General features: G+C 66.2%; 15 protein-coding genes. 9 read left to right on the forward strand and 6 right to left on the reverse strand.

Going from position 1 to position 18423, the window contains the following annotated elements; all coding sequences use genetic code 11:
* Positions 1–5: 5 nt before the first annotated feature.
* Entirely contained in the window at positions 6–1001 is a 996-nt protein-coding gene (locus CFB81_RS12465; RefSeq protein ID WP_089435460.1) for a spore coat protein U domain-containing protein, read from the reverse strand.
* A 299-nt stretch (positions 1002–1300) separates the two neighbouring features.
* Between CFB81_RS12465 and CFB81_RS12470 the strand changes: the two genes are divergently transcribed.
* The 5 genes from CFB81_RS12470 to CFB81_RS12490 all read left to right on the forward strand — a co-directional run bounded on the left by CFB81_RS12470 (position 1301) and on the right by CFB81_RS12490 (position 7251).
* A complete protein-coding gene (locus CFB81_RS12470; protein ID WP_069620359.1) occupies positions 1301–1837 on the forward strand; it encodes a spore coat U domain-containing protein in 537 nt (178 codons plus the stop codon).
* 6 nt (positions 1838–1843) lie between these two features.
* Positions 1844–2554, forward strand: coding sequence for a molecular chaperone (locus CFB81_RS12475; protein WP_089435461.1), 711 nt, complete (start codon positions 1844–1846; stop codon positions 2552–2554).
* Positions 2555–2624: 70 nt separating this feature from the next.
* Positions 2625–4973, forward strand: coding sequence for a fimbria/pilus outer membrane usher protein (locus CFB81_RS12480; RefSeq protein WP_089435462.1), 2349 nt, complete (start codon positions 2625–2627; stop codon positions 4971–4973).
* An 89-nt stretch (positions 4974–5062) separates the two neighbouring features.
* Complete coding sequence (gene argH / locus CFB81_RS12485; RefSeq protein WP_069620362.1) at positions 5063–6472, forward strand: argininosuccinate lyase; 1410 nt, start codon at positions 5063–5065, stop codon at positions 6470–6472.
* A gap of 95 nt (positions 6473–6567) precedes the next feature.
* Entirely contained in the window at positions 6568–7251 is a 684-nt protein-coding gene (locus tag CFB81_RS12490) for an HAD family phosphatase (RefSeq protein WP_089435463.1), read from the forward strand.
* 88 nt (positions 7252–7339) lie between these two features.
* Here CFB81_RS12490 and CFB81_RS12495 read toward each other — a convergent pair whose 3' ends face one another.
* From CFB81_RS12495 to apbC, 5 genes are all read right to left on the reverse strand, one after another.
* On the reverse strand, positions 7340–8158 hold the full coding sequence (locus CFB81_RS12495; RefSeq protein ID WP_089435464.1) for a lysozyme inhibitor LprI family protein: 819 nt from the start codon (positions 8156–8158) through the stop codon (positions 7340–7342).
* The gene (locus tag CFB81_RS12500) at positions 8158–10437 is read right to left on the reverse strand and encodes an arginine/lysine/ornithine decarboxylase (protein WP_006497175.1); all 2280 of its coding nucleotides are present in this window, start codon (positions 10435–10437) and stop codon (positions 8158–8160) included. Before CFB81_RS12500 ends, CFB81_RS12495 begins: the two co-directional genes overlap by 1 nt.
* An 81-nt stretch (positions 10438–10518) precedes the next feature.
* Entirely contained in the window at positions 10519–11088 is a 570-nt protein-coding gene (gene dcd / locus CFB81_RS12505) for a dCTP deaminase (RefSeq protein WP_006398615.1), read from the reverse strand.
* 195 nt (positions 11089–11283) lie between these two features.
* Entirely contained in the window at positions 11284–11820 is a 537-nt protein-coding gene (gene sodC, locus CFB81_RS12510) for a superoxide dismutase [Cu-Zn] (protein WP_069620365.1), read from the reverse strand.
* Positions 11821–11953: 133 nt separating this feature from the next.
* Complete coding sequence (apbC, locus tag CFB81_RS12515; protein ID WP_089435465.1) at positions 11954–13045, reverse strand: iron-sulfur cluster carrier protein ApbC; 1092 nt, start codon at positions 13043–13045, stop codon at positions 11954–11956.
* Positions 13046–13399: 354 nt separating this feature from the next.
* Here apbC and CFB81_RS12520 point away from each other — a divergent pair, with 354 nt between their 5' ends.
* The 4 genes from CFB81_RS12520 to CFB81_RS12545 all read left to right on the forward strand — a co-directional run bounded on the left by CFB81_RS12520 (position 13400) and on the right by CFB81_RS12545 (position 17986).
* Positions 13400–14047, forward strand: coding sequence for an OmpA family protein (locus tag CFB81_RS12520; protein ID WP_069620367.1), 648 nt, complete (start codon positions 13400–13402; stop codon positions 14045–14047).
* A gap of 379 nt (positions 14048–14426) precedes the next feature.
* Complete coding sequence (gene metG, locus CFB81_RS12535; protein WP_089435466.1) at positions 14427–16583, forward strand: methionine--tRNA ligase; 2157 nt, start codon at positions 14427–14429, stop codon at positions 16581–16583.
* A 291-nt stretch (positions 16584–16874) separates the two neighbouring features.
* The gene (locus tag CFB81_RS12540) at positions 16875–17357 is read left to right on the forward strand and encodes a type VI secretion system tube protein Hcp (RefSeq protein ID WP_089435467.1); all 483 of its coding nucleotides are present in this window, start codon (positions 16875–16877) and stop codon (positions 17355–17357) included.
* Between the two features lie 14 nt (positions 17358–17371).
* Positions 17372–17986: a peptidoglycan recognition family protein gene (locus tag CFB81_RS12545; protein WP_089435468.1), complete on the forward strand. Its 615-nt coding sequence runs from the start codon at positions 17372–17374 to the stop codon at positions 17984–17986.
* The last annotated feature ends 437 nt before the right edge of the window (positions 17987–18423 follow it).

The following is an 18423-nucleotide window of genomic DNA, read 5'->3' on the forward strand; positions in this document are numbered from 1 at the left end:
GCGGCTCAGAAGCTGATCGTCGCGGTAATCGTGTCGCTGTAGTTGCCGGGCGCCGGCGTCGCTTGCGCGGGCACGCGGCCGTACACGGTGATCGCCTGCGCGAACCCGCTGCCGGTGCCGGTCGCCATCGACGTGCCGGCGGTGCCGTCGCCCCATGGCTGCGTGAAGCCGCTGTCCTGATAGAGCTGGTAGCTGACCGACCCGCCGCCCGCGCGCTGCATCGTACGTGCGGCGACGTTGCCGCTGCCGCCGCCGTTCAACGCGATCCGGAATGCGTCGCCGTTCGTGCAGCGCGCGCTGATCGAGCCGCTCGCGGTCAGCGCGGACGCCAGCACGCCTGCGGGCGGAAACGCGACGCCGGTCGCGCTGATGATGCAGTTGTTGACGACGGTGGCGGTCGTGGTAACCGTCATCGTGCCGGCCGTCGACTGCGACACACAGGGTGTCGGCAGCACGCCAAGCAGCGAAAAACTGTAGCTGTATGCGGCCTGGTTGCCGCTGAAACTCTGCGTATAGACGGTGCTGTCGTTGTTCACGGTCGGCACGGTCGGCTGGTTGGGCGCGATGCGGCCATAGATGGTCACGTTCGCACTCGCGGACGTGCCGAGCACCGGTTTCGTCAACGTCAGCGATATCGGCGTCGTGCCACTGCTCACGGCGCCCCAGGCCTGCGAATAGCCCGCGTCCTGATACAGGTCGTACTGCATCTGGTTCGTCCCGTTGCTCAGGTAGCGCGGACTGGTGCCGCCGAGGTTCACGCACACGAGCACGCCGGTGTTCAGGCTCAGCGTGTCCCACGTGCAGTTCACGGTCATCGTGGCGGTCGTCGTGTAGGCCTGTTGCGTGATCGGACTGACCGAGCCGAAGCTCGGCACCGGCGGCGTCACCGTGCACGTATCCGCACGCGCCGGCATCCACGGCATGCCGAGTACCGCTGCCAGCAGCAGGCACGATAGCGCGCGCATCCAGCGGCGCGCCAGGTCGAAGCCGTCATCCGCCATGCGTTTCCCCCGCAAAAAAACGCCCGCCCGACCGGGTTCGCGGATCGGGCCGCGCCGTCATCGTATCGGTCCGTGCATCGATCGTTCGCACTGTTACTTGATCCATGTCAAATAGGCCAATGGAATCCGTCCGCCCCTCCCGGACAACGCACGCCGGGTCGGCGTTTTCTCCATTGCGCGCGACCGAACCCGTGGAGTAGTCTTCCACCAACGACAGAGCGGTAACGGCGACCGGCGACAGACCACGCGGCAGGCACTCCGCGGCCGGGCGACCCCTTGAACGGCAGGAGACAATCATAATGATAGATTCCCGACGTCGTGTTTTTTCAGCCATGCTCGCAGCCACGTTCGCCTTCGCGCCGGTGCTGCAGCCCGTCACCGTTGCCGCAGTCTATTCGAACGGCACGGCCACCGCGCAATTCAACGTCACGCTCACGATCCAGGCGAACTGTACGATCGCCGCGAACCCGCTTGCATTCGGCACGACCGGCGTGCTCGCGTCGACGCTCAACCAGCAAACGACCCTCTCCGTCACCTGCACGAACTCGACACCCTACAACGTCGGGCTCGACGCCGGCGCGGTCACCGGCTCGACCGTCGCCAGCCGGCTGATGGGCGGTACCACCACCGGCAATACCGGCACGACGGTCGGCTACCAGCTCTACCAGGACTCGGGCCACTCGACGATCTGGGGCAACACGCAGGGCACCGACACGGTCGGCGGCACCGGCACCGGTTCCGCGCAGGTGTTGAACGTGTACGGCCAGGTGCCCGCTCAGGCGACGCCGAAGCCTGACACCTACCAGGCCTCGGTCACCGCCACCGTCTATTTCTGACGGGCCGTGCGATTGTTCCCGCGCGCCTTGGCCGCGCTGTGCGTCGGATGGGCGACGACGGTTTCGCATGCCGCCACGCTGCAGATCACGCCCGTGACGATCGAGCTGCCGCCGTCGGCGGCGGCCGCGAGCATGACGCTCAGCAACCCGGGCGGGCGGGCGATCTACGGCCAGGTCCGCACCTATCGCTGGACGCAGGAAAACGGCACCGACGTGATGACGCCGACCGACGCGCTCGCCGCGTCGCCGCCGCTGCTGCGGATCGACGCGAACGCCGAGCAGTTGATCCGGCTCGTGCGCACGAGCCGCGGCACGCCGGCCGCAGAGGAGAGCTATCGCGTGCTGATCGACGAACTGCCCGCGCCGGGCACGCCGGTCGACAACGGCGTGACGATCCGGCTGCGCTATTCCGTGCCCGTATTCGTCGAGCCCGATGCCGCGCCAGCGTCCCCGCGCCTCGACTGGCGCGTCGAGCCCGACGGGACCGGCATGCGGCTCGCGGTCGACAATCGAGGCGGACGGCGGGCGCAGATTTCCGCGGTCCGGCTGGTCGATGCGCGAGGCGGCGTCCACGAGGTCACGCGCGGGCTGCTCGGCTATGCGCTCGCGGGCAGTACGCGACGCTGGCCGCTCAAGCTCGACGCCGGCGCGCCGTTCGTCAAGATCCGGGCGACCGTCAACGCGCAGCCGGTCGAAGCCCGGCTGACGGCGCCCTGAGCCACCCGAGCAGGGTCGCACGACGTTGCCCGTGCCGATGCCGAGCAAGACCCTCCGGGCCGACCGCCCCATGCGACACGCCGGGCCGGGCCGGCCCACCGCCGCGCCGCTTGCGCTGGCGCTGATACTGGCGCTGCACGCGCTCGCCGTATGCGCGCAACCGGCGCCGGCGCCGATGCCACCCGCCGCCGTGTCCGAAGCCGCGGCGCAAGCCGACGGGCTGTATCTCGACGTGTCGGTCAACGGCGAACCGACGCATCGGATCGCCGGGTTCCGGCAAATCGACGGGCGGCTGTACGCGGCGTCCGCCGACCTGAACGACCTGGGCATCGCGACCGGCGGCCCCGCGAACGCGCCGTCGAACACGCTCGTCGCACTCGATACGCTCGCGGGGCTGCACTACGATTACGACGCCGGCCGGCAGACGCTCGACCTGCGCGTACCCGACGCACTGCGCATTCCGCACACGTTCGATACGCGCGCGCTCGCCGCCGCGCCGCCGGCCACGTCTGGCCGCGGCTTCGTGCTGAACTACGACGCCTACGCGCAAACCGTCGCGCGCGCACCGCTCGCGGTCTGGAGCGAGGCGCGCTATTTCGATCCGGCCGGCGTACTCAGCAGCACCGGCATCGCGTATCTGTACGACGACCGCCGGCGCTACGTGCGCTACGACACGTCCTGGACCCGCTCGAATCCCCGCACGCTCACGACGACCCAGGTCGGCGACACGATTTCGTCGTCGCTGTCCTGGACGCGCTCGCTGCGCCTGGGCGGCGTGCAGTGGCGCAGCAATTTCGGCCTGCGCCCCGACCTCGTCACGTTTCCCGTGCCCGCGCTGTCCGGCAGCGCGGTCGTGCCGACGTCGGTCGACCTGTACGTGAACAACGTGCGCCAGTTCAGCGGCGACGTGCCGAGCGGGCCGTTCGTGATCAACAGCGTGCCGGGCATCACCGGCGCGGGCAACGCGACGGTCGTCACGCGCGACGCGCTCGGCCGCTCGATCGCGACGTCGATTCCGCTGTACGTCGATACGCGCCTGCTCGCGCCCGGCCTCGCCAGCTATTCGGTCGAAGCCGGTTTCCTGCGCCGCGCGTACGGCACCGATTCGTTCGACTACGCGCGCACGCCGGCGGCGAGCGGCTCGCTGCGCTACGGGATCAGCGAGCGGCTGACCGTCGAAGCGCACGGGGAAGCGACGGCCGGCGTCTACAACGCCGGCGCCGGCGTGCTCGCGCGCCTCGGCGAGCGCGGCGTGGCGAACGCGTCGCTGGCGCTCAGCGCGCCGGGCAGCACCGGCGTGCAGGCGGGCGTCGGCTACCAGTACGTGACGCCGCGCTTCTCGATCGACGCACAGACGCTGCGCGCATTCGGCGACTACGTCGACCTGGGCAGCCGCGAAGGCGTGCCGGTCTCGCGCGCCACCGATCGCGTGACGGTGTCGTTCCCGTTCCTGCGCGCGCAAACGCTGTCGTTCAGCTATCTGGCACTCAAGTATCCGGGCGTCGCCGCATCGCGGATCGGCTCGATCGCTTACCTCGTCAATCTCGGCGGCTTGACCTCGATCACGTTCAGCGGCTTCCAGGACTTCCGGCGACGCGATGCGCGCGGCTTCTTCGTGAGCCTGAGCATCGGGCTCGGCGGCAACACGTCCGTCTCCGCGAACGCCGGGCGGCAGAACGGCGAATCGACCTACACGCTCAATGCATCGCGGCCGCCCGACTACGGCGGCGGCTTCGGCTGGAACGTGCAGGCCGGCGCCAACGCGGGCACCCGCTACGGGCAGGGCCAGCTGCAGTATCTCGGCCGCGCCGGTCAGCTCACGCTGCTCGCGCAATCGTTCGACGGGCGCGGCAACGCGGCGGTCGACGTCACGGGCGCGTTCGTGCTGATGGACGGCCGCGTGATGACGGCGCGCCGCGTCGACGACGGCTTCGCGCTCGTCTCGACCGACACGGGGCGCGTGCCCGTGCTGCACCAGAACCGGCTGATCGGCGCAACGGACCGGGCCGGCTACCTGCTGGTGCCCGACCTGAATGCGTACCAGAGCAATCGCGTCGCGATCGACGGCAGCGCGCTGCCGGCCGACGCGCGGATCGCCGACACGACGCTCGACGTCGTGCCGCAGGCCCGCTCCGGCGTGCTCGCGCACTTCGCCATCACGCGCTACAGCGCCGCGTCGATCGTACTGCACGCGTCCGACGGCACGCCGCTTCCGCCGGGGCTCGAGGTCCGCCACGTCGAAAGCGGTCAGCGCACGATCGTCGGCTACGACGGCCTGACCTTCGTCGACGGCCTCGTCGAGAACAACCACCTGGAGATCTCCGGCGGCGGCCGCGACTGCACCGTCGAATTCGCGTACCGGCGGCCGGACGACGGCACGCTGCCGCGCATCGGCCCGCTGGCCTGCGGCCCGCGGTAGCGCGCGCCGGCCGTCCGCTGCGCGAATGTTAGAATCGCGGGATTCCCTCGGCGGCGCACGGCCGCCCAACTCCCCTTCGAAGAATCGCCATGACGTCCCAACTGCACAAAAAGGGCGAGGCCTGGTCGGCCCGCTTCTCGGAACCGATGTCGGAGCTGGTCAAGCGCTACACGTCGTCGGTGTTTTTCGACAAGCGCCTCGCGCTCGTCGACATCGCCGGCTCGCTCGCGCACGCGAACATGCTCGCCGCGCAGAAGATCATCAGCGCCGACGACCTGGCCGCGATCGAACGCGGGATGGCGCAGATCAAGGGCGAGATCGAGCGTGGCGAATTCGAATGGCAGCTCGACCTGGAAGACGTCCACCTGAACATCGAGGCGCGCCTGACCGCGCTGATCGGCGATGCCGGCAAGCGCCTGCATACGGGCCGCTCGCGCAACGACCAGGTCGCGACCGACATCCGCCTGTGGCTGCGCGGCGAGATCGACCGCATCGGCGGCCTGCTGAACGACCTGCGCGGCGCACTGATCGACCTCGCGGAACAGAACGCCGACACGATCATGCCGGGCTTCACGCACCTGCAGGTCGCGCAGCCGGTCACGTTCGGCCACCACCTGCTCGCGTACGTCGAGATGTTCACGCGCGACGCGGAACGCATGCGCGACTGCCGCACCCGCGTGAACCGCCTGCCGCTCGGCGCGGCCGCGCTCGCGGGCACCAGCTACCCGATCGACCGTCACGCGGTCGCGAAGACGCTCGGCTTCGACGGCATCTGCGCGAACTCGCTCGACGCGGTGTCGGATCGCGACTTCGCGATCGAATTCACCGCGGCGTCGGCGCTTGTGATGACGCACGTGTCGCGCTTCTCCGAAGAACTCGTGCTGTGGATGAGCCCGCGCGTCGGCTTCATCGACATCGCCGACCGCTTCTGCACCGGCAGCTCGATCATGCCGCAGAAGAAGAACCCCGACGTGCCCGAGCTCGCGCGCGGCAAGACCGGCCGCGTGAACGGCCACCTGATGGCGCTGCTCACGCTGATGAAGGGCCAGCCGCTCGCGTACAACAAGGACAACCAGGAAGACAAGGAACCGCTGTTCGACACGGTCGACACCGTTGCCGACACGCTGCGGATCTTCGCGGAAATGGTCGCCGGCATCACCGTGAAGCCGGACGCGATGCGCGCGGCCGCGCTGCAGGGCTTCTCGACGGCCACCGACCTTGCCGACTACCTCGTGAAGCGCGGCCTGCCGTTCCGCGACGCGCACGAAGCCGTCGCGCACGCGGTGAAGATCTGCGACGACCGCGGGATCGACCTCGCCGACCTGACGCTCGACGAAATGAAGCAGGAGCTGCCGAACGTCGCGCACCTGATCGGCGACGACGTGTTCGGCTACCTGACGCTCGAAGGGTCGGTCGCGAGCCGCAACCATCCGGGCGGCACCGCGCCCGACCAGGTGCGCGCGGCCGTCAAGGCCGCCCGCGCCGCGATCGGCAAGTAACGGCCCGCCGTCCCGGACGGACGCCTTCGGCGTCCGTTTTTCATTCGGGCGGCCGTCGCGCCGCCCGTCGCCTTCCCCGCTTCACGGATGCCCCGATGACCTTTTCCGCCGCGCTCTTCGACATGGACGGCCTGCTCGTCGATTCCGAGCGGACCATCATGAACACGTGGATCGACGTGTCGAACGCGCACGGCGTCGTGCTGACCGAGATCGATTACCTGCAGATCGTCGGCCGCTCGTTCGCCGAAGGCCAGGTGATCCTGGCGCGGCTGATCGGCGACGCCGATACGTTCGACGCGGTGCGCATCCGCGTGCGCGAGCAACTCGCCGCCCCCGAACCTCATCCGAAGTTTCCGCTGAAGTCGGGCGCGCTCGCGCTGCTCGAAACGCTCACGCAGGCCGGCATTCCGTGCGCGGTCGCGTCGTCGTCCGCGCGCGACGTGATCCGTGCGCGGCTCGACGCGGTCGGCGTGTTGCCGTTCTTCCGCGCGATCGCGGGCGGCGACGAAGTCGCGCGCGGCAAACCCGATCCGGCCGTCTACCGGCTCGCGGCCGAGCGTCTCGGCGTGCCGGCGCACGCGTGCGTCGCGTTCGAGGACAGCGACTTCGGCGCGCAGTCGGCGGCCGGCGCCGGCGCCGCGGTCGTCACCGTGCCCGACCTGAAGGCGCCGACGCCCGACATCGTCGCACTGAGCCTGCACGTGCTCGCGTCGCTCGACGACGCGGTCGCGCTGGTGCCGTCGTGGTTCGGGCGTCTCGACACGCAGCAGCCCGCGTAAGCGGCGCACGCGCCGCCCCAATGCAAACGGGCACCCGAGGGTGCCCGTTTTGCGTTGCCGTGCCGGATCACCGGCATCGCGGCGATGCCTACCGATTGCCGGCCGTCTCCGACAGCCGCTTCATCGTCGCGATGCGCGCACCGATCAGGTCGACGCGTCCGTCCTCGCCGACGAGCGGCGCCGTCGCATCGCGGAACGCCACCCAGGCGCGCTGCGCGCGCACGAGCGTCGCGGCCGAATGCGCGGGCATCTTGCGGTGCAGCTTCTGGTAATAGCGGTTCAGGTCGAACAATGCGTGTTCGCACGCGGCGTCCTGCACGCACGGCCGCACGCGACGGATCGCCGGATCGCGCGGCGCATTCGCCGGCTTGGCGCCGGCCGGCGCGACCACGCCGGCACCGCCCTGCGCACCGCTCGTCGCCGCGACCGGCACGGCGGCAGGCGGCGGCGCATAGCGATCGGCCGCCCCACGCAGCGCCAGCGCGCGGTCGCGCACCGGCTGCAGCTGCAGGTCGGCGCTCGACATCGCATACGCGGTGCCGCGCGTCGTGTCGTACACGGCCTTCAGCAGCAGCACTTCGTCCTTGCGCCACGTGAGCCAGCGGCGCTGGCTGTCCTGCCAGCCGCGCTTCGCGTCGGCCGGCGCATCCTTCAACAGGCGCTGGTACGCGCCGTCCATCACGGCCTGCCACTGCTGCTGCGCTTCGCCCATGCACTGGATCTGCCCGGCCGGCGACGACCGGTCGCGCCGCGCGAGGCATTGCCGCATCGCGACGTCGATCGGGTCGGCCGCCGCGACTTCCGCATGGGCGACACTCGCGCCCCCGAGCGCCGCCCATCCTGCCGCCCCGACGACGAGCGCGGCCAGCGCCGCGCGCATCGTCCGGAATCGTCCGTGCGCCGCCATCAGTCGCGCACGCAGTCGACGAAGTACTCGACGCGGCCGTTCACCTCTTCCGCGACGAGGCCGTGGATGTCGGTGTGGAAGCCCGGGAAGCGCTCGTTGAAGTCGCGCGCGAACCGCAGGTAGTTCACGATCGTCTTGTTGAAGCGCTCGCCCGGGATCAGCAGCGGAATGCCCGGCGGGTACGGCGTCAGCAGGATGCTCGTCACGCGGCCTTCGAGCTCGTCGAGCGGCACGCGGTCGATCTTGCGGTGCGCGAGCTTCGCGAACGCGTCCGACGGCTTCATCGCCGGCTCCATGTCCGACAGGTACATCTCGGTCGTCAGGCGGGCGATGTCGTTCGCGCGGTACACGTCGTGGATCTGCGTGCACAGGTCGCGCAGGCCGACGCGCTCGTAGCGCGGATGCTGCGCGACGAATTCCGGCAGCACGCGCCACAGCGGCTGGTTGTTGTCGTAGTCGTCCTTGAACTGCTGCAGCTCGGTCACCATCGAGTTCCAGCGGCCCTTCGTGATGCCGATCGTGAACATGATGAAGAACGAGTACAGGCCGGTCTTCTCGACGATGATCCCGTGCTCGGCCAGGTACTTCGTCACGATCGCGGCCGGAATGCCGGTCTCGCCGAACTCGCCGTCGACGTCGAGCCCCGGCGTGATGATCGTCGCCTTGATCGGGTCGAGCATGTTGAAGCCTTCCGCGAGCGGGCCGAAGCCGTGCCAGTGGTCGTTCGGCTTCAGCATCCAGTCTTCGCGCGAACCGATGCCTTCCTCGGACAGGTTGTCCGGGCCCCAGACGCTGAAGAACCAGTCGTCGCCGTATTCGGCGTCGACCTTGCGCATCGCGCGGCGGAAGTCGATCGCCTCGGCGATCGATTCCTCGACGAGCGCGGTGCCGCCCGGCGGCTCCATCATCGCGGCCGCGACGTCGCACGACGCGATGATCGCGTACTGCGGGCTCGTCGACGTGTGCATCAGGTACGCCTCGTTGAAGCGGTGCTTGTCGAACGTGCGGTTCTCCGAATCCTGCACGACGATCTGCGAGGCCTGCGAGATGCCCGCGAGCAGCTTGTGCGTCGAGTGCGTCGCGAACACGAGCGCGCCCGTCCGCGGACGGCCGTCGCCGATCGCGTGCATGTCGCGGTAGAAATCGTGGAACGTCGCGTGCGGCAGCCACGCTTCGTCGAAGTGCAGCGTGTCGAGCAGGTCGCCGAGCAGATCCTTGATCATCTCGACGTTGTAGACGACGCCGTCGTACGTGCTCTGCGTGATCGTCAGGATCCGCGGCTTCATGTCCGGGTTTTCGCGCAGCGCCTCGCGCGCGAACGGGTTCGCCTCGATCTTCTTGCGGATGTTCTCCGGCTTGAATTCGTCGCGCGGGATCGGCCCGATGATGCCGAAATGGTTGCGCGTCGGCGTGAGGAACACGGGGATCGCGCCCGTCATCGTGATCGCGTGCAGGATCGACTTGTGGCAGTTGCGGTCGACCAGCACGATGTCGCCCGGTGCGACCGTCGCGTGCCAGACGATCTTGTTCGACGTCGACGTGCCGTTGGTCACGAAGAACAGGTGGTCCGCGCTGAAGATGCGCGCCGCGTTGCGCTCGGACGCCGCGACCGGGCCCGTGTGGTCGAGCAGCTGGCCGAGTTCGTCCACCGCGTTGCAGACGTCCGCGCGCAGCATGTTCTCGCCGAAGAACTGGTGGAACATCTGGCCGAGCGGGTTCTTCAGGAACGCGACGCCGCCCGAGTGACCCGGGCAGTGCCACGAGTACGAGCCTTCGTCCGCGTACTTGACGAGCTCCTTGAAGAACGGCGGCGCGAGCGAATCGAGATAGACCTTCGCCTCGCGGATGATGTGGCGCGCGACGAACTCCGGCGTGTCCTCGAACATGTGGATGAAGCCGTGCAGCTCGCGCAGGATGTCGTTCGGCAGATGCCGCGACGTGCGCGTCTCGCCGTACAGGAAGATCGGGATGTCCGCGTTGCGGCGGCGCACTTCGGTGACGAACGCGCGCAGCTCGATGATCGCGGTCGCGAGCTCGGGCAGCTCGCCGTCCGGGCCGGTTTCGCCGAGCATGAGTTCGTCGTCGTCGATCGACAGGATGAAGCACGACGCGCGGCTCGATTGCTGCGCGAACGACGTCAGATCGCCGTAGCTCGTGAGGCCGAGGACTTCGACGCCCTCCTTCTCGATCGCTTCGGCCAACGCCCGGATGCCGGAGCCCGAGATGTTCTCGGAGCGGAAATCTTCGTCGATGATGACGACGGGGAAACGAAACTTCATGGGCGATTCTCCAAAAAGAACGACCGCGGCGCGTCACGCGCAGCGGTCACCCGGAAACTGGTGAGACGTTATGCAACCAGATCAGGTTTTCGGCAGCGTGACACCGCGCTGCCCCTGATACTTGCCGCCGCGATCGGCGTACGACACGTCGCACACTTCGTCGCTTTCGAAGAAGAGCACCTGCGCGACGCCTTCGTTCGCGTAGATCTTCGCGGGCAACGGCGTGGTGTTCGAGAATTCCAGCGTGACGTAGCCTTCCCACTCGGGTTCGAACGGCGTCACGTTGACGATGATCCCGCAGCGCGCGTAGGTCGACTTGCCGAGGCAGACGGTCAGCACGGTGCGCGGGATGCGGAAATATTCGACGGTGCGGGCCAGCGCGAACGAGTTCGGCGGGATGATGCACACGTCGCCCTTGAAATCGACAAACGAACCCTCGTCGAAGTTCTTCGGATCGACGATCGTCGAGTTGATGTTCGTGAAGATCTTGAATTCGTCCGCGCAGCGGATGTCGTAGCCGTAGCTCGACGTGCCGTAGCTGACGATCCGGCGGCCGTCCTCGGACGCACGGACCTGATCGGGCACGAACGGCTCGATCATCTTGTGCTCTTCGGCCATGCGCCGAATCCATTTGTCGGACTTGATGCTCATGCCAGCCTCCGCAGGGCCGTCCCAAGGGGGCTGGCCGTCCCGTCGGGGGACAGCGAACAAAGTGAGCGTTGGGGTCGTTTCATATTGGGGCGCCAGGAAACGCTGCGTGACGGAAGACGAAGGCCGCCGGTTCAGGGCGGCGGCCGGGAAAGGCGGACATTTTACGCGATCATCGGCCCGCGCACGCGGCGGCCGTCAACGGATCACGCCGCAGGCCAGCGCGGGCCCGGCGCCATGCTGCGCAAACGCCGGGTCGCTCGCGTCGCGGTGCACCAGCGCCGCGCGGTTCATCGCCGAGCGCACGCCATCGAGGGCCAGATCGGGCGCGACGATGAAGCCGGCCGCGACGCCGTTCGCATCCGCATGGATGTTGCCGAGATCGCCGGCGACGCGCGCGCCCGCGCGCAAGCGGTCGGCGGCCGGCGCGAACACCGGGCCGGCGCTCGAGCCGTCGCCCGCGTTGCAGTCGCCGCGCTCGTGCACCTGCAGCGCGTGATCGCTGTTCGGCGGCAGGCCGACCAGGTTGTAGGTGACCTGCACGCCGTCCGGGCGCTCGACGAACGTCACCGCGCCGCGCGCCTGCGAGCCGACCGTCGGCTGCAGTTGCGCGTCGGCCCGTTTTTCGTGCGACGTGGAAAAGGAGGTACAGCCGGCCAGCAGGCCCAGCGCGGCGGCGGCCAGCAGCGCGCGCTGCGCGCGGCCGGCGCGCACGCCGTGATGTCGTTGTTTCATTCGATCCTCATGCCGGCTGGCGGCCGTTTGAGGCGACGGCCGCGCCGGGCGGGTAAAGGGACCCGGGAAAAGTCGCCATGATACCGCGCCTCGCAGCGCCGCAAACAGCGTGAGGCCCCGCCCCGCAAGGGTTTTACGTATTTTGAACAACGATCGACGGGAACTTCGACGTCATGTCGCGCGATCGCTCGGCAATCGCCAGCGCCACCCCGCGCGCGATGTCGCGGTAACGACACGCGAGCGCGCCTTCGGGATCGGCCGCGACCGTCGGCGTGCCGCTGTCCGCGCGCTCGCGGATCGCGATGTCGAGCGGCAGGCTGCCGAGCACGGTCACGTCGTAATCCTTCGCCATCCGCTCCGCCCCGCCGGCGCCGAAGATGTGTTCTTCCTGGCCGCAGTTCGAGCAGATGTGGATGCTCATGTTCTCGACGATGCCGAGGATCGGAATCCCGACCTTCTCGAACATCTTCAGCCCCTTCTTCGCGTCGAGCAGCGCGATGTCCTGCGGCGTCGTGACGATCACCGCACCGGTGACGGGCACGCGCTGCGCGAGCGTGAGCTGGATGTCACCGGTGCCCGGCGGCATGTCGACGATCAGGTAGTCGAGCTCGCGCCAGTTGGTCTGGCGCAGCAGTTGCTCGAGCGCGGACGTCGCCATCGGGCCGCGCCACACCATCGGATTGTCTTCCTCGATCAGGAAGCCGATCGAGTTCGCCTGCAGCCCGTGGCCGACCAGCGGGTTCATCGACTGGTTGTCCGGCGATTCGGGGCGCTGGCCGTGGATGCCGAGCATCGTCGGCAGCGACGGGCCGTAGATGTCGGCATCGAGAATGCCGACCGACGCGCCTTCCGCGGCGAGCGCGAGCGCAAGGTTCACGGCCGTCGTGCTCTTGCCGACCCCGCCCTTGCCCGACGCGACCGCGACGATGTTCTTCACATTCGGCAGCAGCTTCACGCCGCGCTGCACCGTGTGCGCGACGATCTCCTGCGACACGGCGACGCGCGCATCGCGCACGCCCGGCACGGCCCGGAGCGCCGCGGCGACGCGCGCGCGCACGTCGTCGTGCTGGCTGCGCGCCGGATAACCGAGCACCACGTCGAGCGCCACGACGTCGCCGTCGATCGCGACGTTGCGCACGCCCTTGTTCGCCGCGTACGGGCGGCCGGTATTGGGGTCGACGACTGCCGCCAGCGCGGCGTCGACTTGGGCCCGGTCAATGCTCATCGAAACTCCATGAAAACGTTTTTCTCGCGCGCAAAACGTCAAAAAATATCAAATTTCGCGGCGAAATTCGGGAAAAGTGAAAGAATCTGTTGCACGCCATTGCGCGAACGCGCGACCCGGCGCACTCTTCGCGTGCGGCATGCTATAGGGCCAAATCGGCCACTCACCGCCTATATTGTAGAGGCTGACGCGTCGCGCTGCCCGAACAGCCACGCTGACGGACAGGGCATGCGACCGCCTCGGCGGCTGCCGCGAGTGCCGGGCCGGCCTTCCTTTTTCGGACGGCCCGCGCAGGGAGCCATAACTGTTGTTTGTCGTCGTTGTCGACTCGTTCAACCAAGAGAGGAATCCAAGATGAACATGAAAATCGCGACTCGCCTGTCCGTCTTCGCACTCGCCGGCGCGCTGCTGGCAGGCTGCGCCACGCAGCAAGGTAACAACACGGCCGTCGGCACCGGCACGGGTGCGGCGCTGGGCGCGGGCATCGGCGCACTGGCCGGTGGCGGCAAGGGCGCGGCGATCGGCGCGGGCGTCGGCGCCCTGGTCGGCGGCGTGACGGGTTACAACTGGCAAGCGATCAAGAACAAGCTCGCGCCGTCGGCAGCACAGACGGGCACGCAGGTCACCGAGCAGCCGGACGGCTCGCTGAAGCTGAACGTGCCGAGCTCGGTCACGTTCGCGACGAACCAGTACGCGATCACGCCGGCGTTCACGCCGCTGCTGAACGACCTGGCGACGACGCTGAACCAGAACCCGCAACTGACGGCATCGATCGTCGGCTACACGGACAGCACGGGCTCGGCGCAGCTGAACCAGACGCTGTCGCAGAACCGCGCGCAAAGCGTCGTGAACGCGCTCGTGCAGCGCGGCGTGAACGGCGGCCGTCTGTCGGCGCAAGGCATGGGCCCGTCGAACCCGATCGCGGACAACGCGACCGAAGCCGGCCGCGCCCAGAACCGCCGCGTCGAGATCTATCTGCGCGCGCCGCAACAGCGTCAATAAGCGCGACCACAAGAGGAAACGTGCGGGCGCCGCGCCCGCACAACCCCGCCGGACAAGGCTTTTGGCGGGGCCGGTAACAAATCGAAAAAATTTTCGAACTTCTGTCGCAGGCCGTGGTCAGTATTTACGGTACGCGGCTGGTGTTGCCGGCGCGTCACCATTCTCCTCTTGTCGTTGTTGCTCCGGGGCCGTATCCGCCCCGGTTTTTTTTGCCCGCAGAATTCGTGTTGCGTCGCAGCACAACGCCGCCGGGCACGCCGCGTGTGCGGCCCCGCCCGTGCCGGCGCCCGGTCCGCGGCGCCCGCCCGCCGCGCTGGCCCGCGCCCCTGCTAGAATCGCGGTTTCCCGTCGTTTTTCCCGCTGTTCTTCTCCAGACCCTATGTCCGCATCCGACCTCACTCCCGTGCAGGCTGCGGCGCCGCAAGGCAGCCGCCAGATCCTCGTTACGTCCGCACTGCCCTATGCCAACGGGCAGATCCACATCGGCCACCTGGTCGAGTACATCCAGACCGACATCTGGGTGCGGACGCTGCGAATGCATGGCCATGAGGTCTACTACATCGGCGCCGACGATACGCACGGCACGCCGGTCATGCTGCGCGCGGAGAAGGAAGGCCTGACGCCGAAGCAGCTGATCGACCGCGTGTGGACCGAGCACAAGCGCGACTTCGACAGCTTCGGCGTGTCGTTCGACAACTTCTACTCGACCGATTCGGACGAGAACCGCGTGCTCAGCGAAAAGATCTATCTGGCGCTGCAGGAAGCCGGCCTGATCGCCGAGCGCGAAATCGAGCAGGCCTACGATCCGGTCAAGGAAATGTTCCTGCCGGACCGCTTCATCAAGGGCGAGTGCCCGAAGTGCCACGCGAAGGACCAGTACGGCGACAGCTGCGAAGTGTGCGGCTCGACGTACCTGCCGACCGAACTGCTGAACCCGTATTCGGTCGTGTCGGGCGCGACGCCGGTGCGCAAGACCTCGAAGCACTACTTCTTCCGCCTGTCCGACCCGCGTTGCGAATCGTTCCTGCGCGAATGGGTGAGCGGCCTCGCGCAGCCCGAAGCGACCAACAAGATGCGCGAATGGCTCGGCGACGCCGGCGAAGCCAAGCTCGCCGACTGGGACATCTCGCGTGACGCGCCGTACTTCGGCTTCGAGATCCCGGGCGCGCCCGGCAAGTATTTCTACGTGTGGCTCGACGCGCCGGTCGGCTACTACGCGAGCTTCAAGAACCTGTGCGACCGTAACGGCATCGATTTCGATGCGTGGATCCGCCCGGGCTCGAAGGCCGAGCAGTATCACTTCATCGGCAAGGACATCCTGTACTTCCACACGCTGTTCTGGCCCGCGATGCTCGAGTTCTCGGGCCACCGCACGCCGACCAACGTGTTCGCGCACGGCTTCCTGACCGTCGACGGCGCGAAGATGTCGAAGTCGCGCGGCACGTTCATCACCGCGCAAAGCTACATCGACACGGGCCTGAACCCCGAGTGGCTGCGCTACTACTTCGCGGCGAAGCTGAACGCGACGATGGAAGACATCGACCTGAACCTCGACGACTTCCAGGCGCGCGTAAACAGCGATCTCGTCGGCAAGTACGTGAACATCGCGAGCCGCGCGGCCGGCTTCCTGATCAAGCGCTTCGACGGCCGCGTGCAGGACAGCGCGATGAATCATCCGCTCGTCGCGAAGCTGCGCGATGCGATTGCCCAGATCGCCGCAAGCTACGAAGCACGCGAATACGGCCGCGCGCTGCGCCACACGATGGAGCTTGCGGACGAAGTGAACGCATACGTCGATGGCGCGAAGCCGTGGGATCTCGCGAAGGATCCGGCCAACGCGGTCGCGCTGCACGAAACCTGCAGCGTGAGCCTCGAGGCGTTCCGCCTGCTGTCGCTCGCGCTGAAGCCGGTGCTGCCGCGCGTCGCCGTTGCGGTCGAGGCGTTCTTCGGGATCGCGCCGCTCGCGTGGGCCGATGCCGCGAAGCCGCTGTCGTCGGCGCAGCCGATCAAGGCGTACCAGCACCTGATGACGCGCGTTGACGCAAAGCAGCTCGAAGCGCTGCTCGCCGCGAACCGCGATTCGCTGCAGGCCGAGGCAACGGGTGCGGCCGCCGCGAGCACGAACGCCGCGAAGGATGCGAAGCGCAACGCGAAGGCGAACGCGAAGCCCGCCGTCGCGACCGGCGCCGACGACGCACCGATCTCGATCGACGATTTCGCGAAGATCGACCTGCGCATCGCGAAGATCGTCGCATGCCAGGCCGTCGAGGGCTCGGACAAGCTGCTGCAACTCACGCTCGACGTCGGCGAGGAAAAAACCCGCAACGTGTTCTCGGGCATCAAGTCCGCGTACCAGCCCGAGCAGCTCGTCGGCAAGCTGACGGTGATGGTCGCGAACCTCGCGCCGCGCAAGATGAAGTTCGGCCTGTCCGAAGGGATGGTGCTCGCCGCGTCGGCCACCGACGAGAAGGCGGAACCGGGCCTCTACATCCTCGAACCGCACAGCGGCGCGAAGCCGGGCATGCGCGTGAAGTAAGCGGCGCGCGCTGCCAGCGCAACAACCCCGCACGTCGGTAGCGTGCGGGGTTTTTTTTGCCTGCGCCACGCGGTTGCCGACGCTGGCCTTGCGAGCGCCAATGACAGCTACCGCACGCTGCTCCCCGTTTGCAACGGCCTGCGGGGCTATCCCGACGCCAACGCAAAAATCCGTCAAAACGATACATGTCCTATGGATTCAATGCTCCGGGATGAGTAACTTTTCACACGAGAGTCCTTGAGCAGCAGACCGGTGCCTTCGATTTCTCAATAATCCGACAGGAGAAGTAAGATGGCGCAGGATATTTTCTTGAAGATCGCGGGTATCGAGGGCGAGTCGCCCGATCGCAGTCATTTGAATGAAATCGAGGTACTAACGTGGACCTGGTCGGTAAGCCAGCAATCCAATATGCACATCGGAAGCGGTGGTGGCGCAGGCAGATGCGCCGTTGACGATCTAACGTTCGAGCACTATATCGATCGCGCCACACCGAATCTGATTCAGTATTGCTTGACAGGCAGGCCCGTCGACAGTGCTGAGCTGGTGATGCGTAAAGCTGGCAGCAAACCACTCGAATACCTGAAGATCACGATGGAGGACGTGCTCATTACCGGAGTCAAGCCGGTTAGCAATCCCAACATGCGGGTCCCGCGCGAAGAAGTCCGATTATCTTTCTCGCGTGTGAAGCAGGAATACGTGACTCAGAACGCCCAGGGCGGTAGCGTCGGAACAGTGGGCATGGGTTACGACATTAAAGCCAACAAGACCATCTGAAAACGGGGCATATCATGCTATTCATTTCAAAACAAGGCCATGTCGATGCAGAGCGCATCCAGGTCAAGATATTTTCAGAAATTGAGCGAAGCCCGATGAACACAGTTAATGGAATCGTCGTTCATCAAACAGACAGCCCAACAGCAGAAAGCACCTTCAATAGCTACAGGAAAAAAGGTGCCAATGGCGCACATTTCCTAATCGACAAAGACGGAACAATCTATCAAACAGCTTCACTAATCAAAAGAACCAATCATGTCGGGAAACTCAAATCTCGCTGCATCATTACACATGAATGCCCGGCCGCGGAATTGAAGATAGCGTCCGGAATGGAACACAAATATACAAAGCTATCGATTCATGAGCACAAAAAAACATGGCCGAATCGCTATCCATCGAACAACGACTCGATTGGTATTGAATTAGTTGGAGAATCACACGACAAAGACGTACCCGGCACCAACCGGAAGGAGAAAGTTTACGAAGACGTCACAGAAAAGCAAAATTCATCACTGCAATGGCTAATCAAAGAGTTAACTGAGACTCTTTATATTTTACCCCAGGAAATTTATCGCCACCCCCAGCTATCCTATAAAACACCGACAGAAGCAATCACCGCAAGATGGTAAATTCCAGACCAACCAGACTCTTGCTCGCACTTGTTTTTATAACATTACAAACAACAACCCAAGCAAGGACCGTAAAAAAAGTGACGGTCGATGAAACGGGATTAAATCTTGACACCCAAGACTCCAATTTGACGGAAGGATGCAAGAAATTTAAACCAACGATCAACCAAGTGAGACATTATTTCGAAAAGGCATATCCTGTCGAGAGTTACACGATCACGACAGAACGCTACTCCCCGTGCTACACAACTGGGACAATTACATTCAGCGACGACAGCTCAGGCAAATTCCAACTATATTCAGGCGGAACTTCGACATTATTTTGGTCAAGAGGGGGAGCAGTCGATTTGCTATATAAAAAAATTAAATGGCACGATCCCTTTGCTTGCAACTACGGCCTTGGCGACGAGCAAGAATGCTGAACCAGACTCTTGAGG

Source organism: Burkholderia sp. AU28863 (genome assembly GCF_002223195.1).
GTDB classification, from domain to species: domain Bacteria; phylum Pseudomonadota; class Gammaproteobacteria; order Burkholderiales; family Burkholderiaceae; genus Burkholderia; species Burkholderia sola.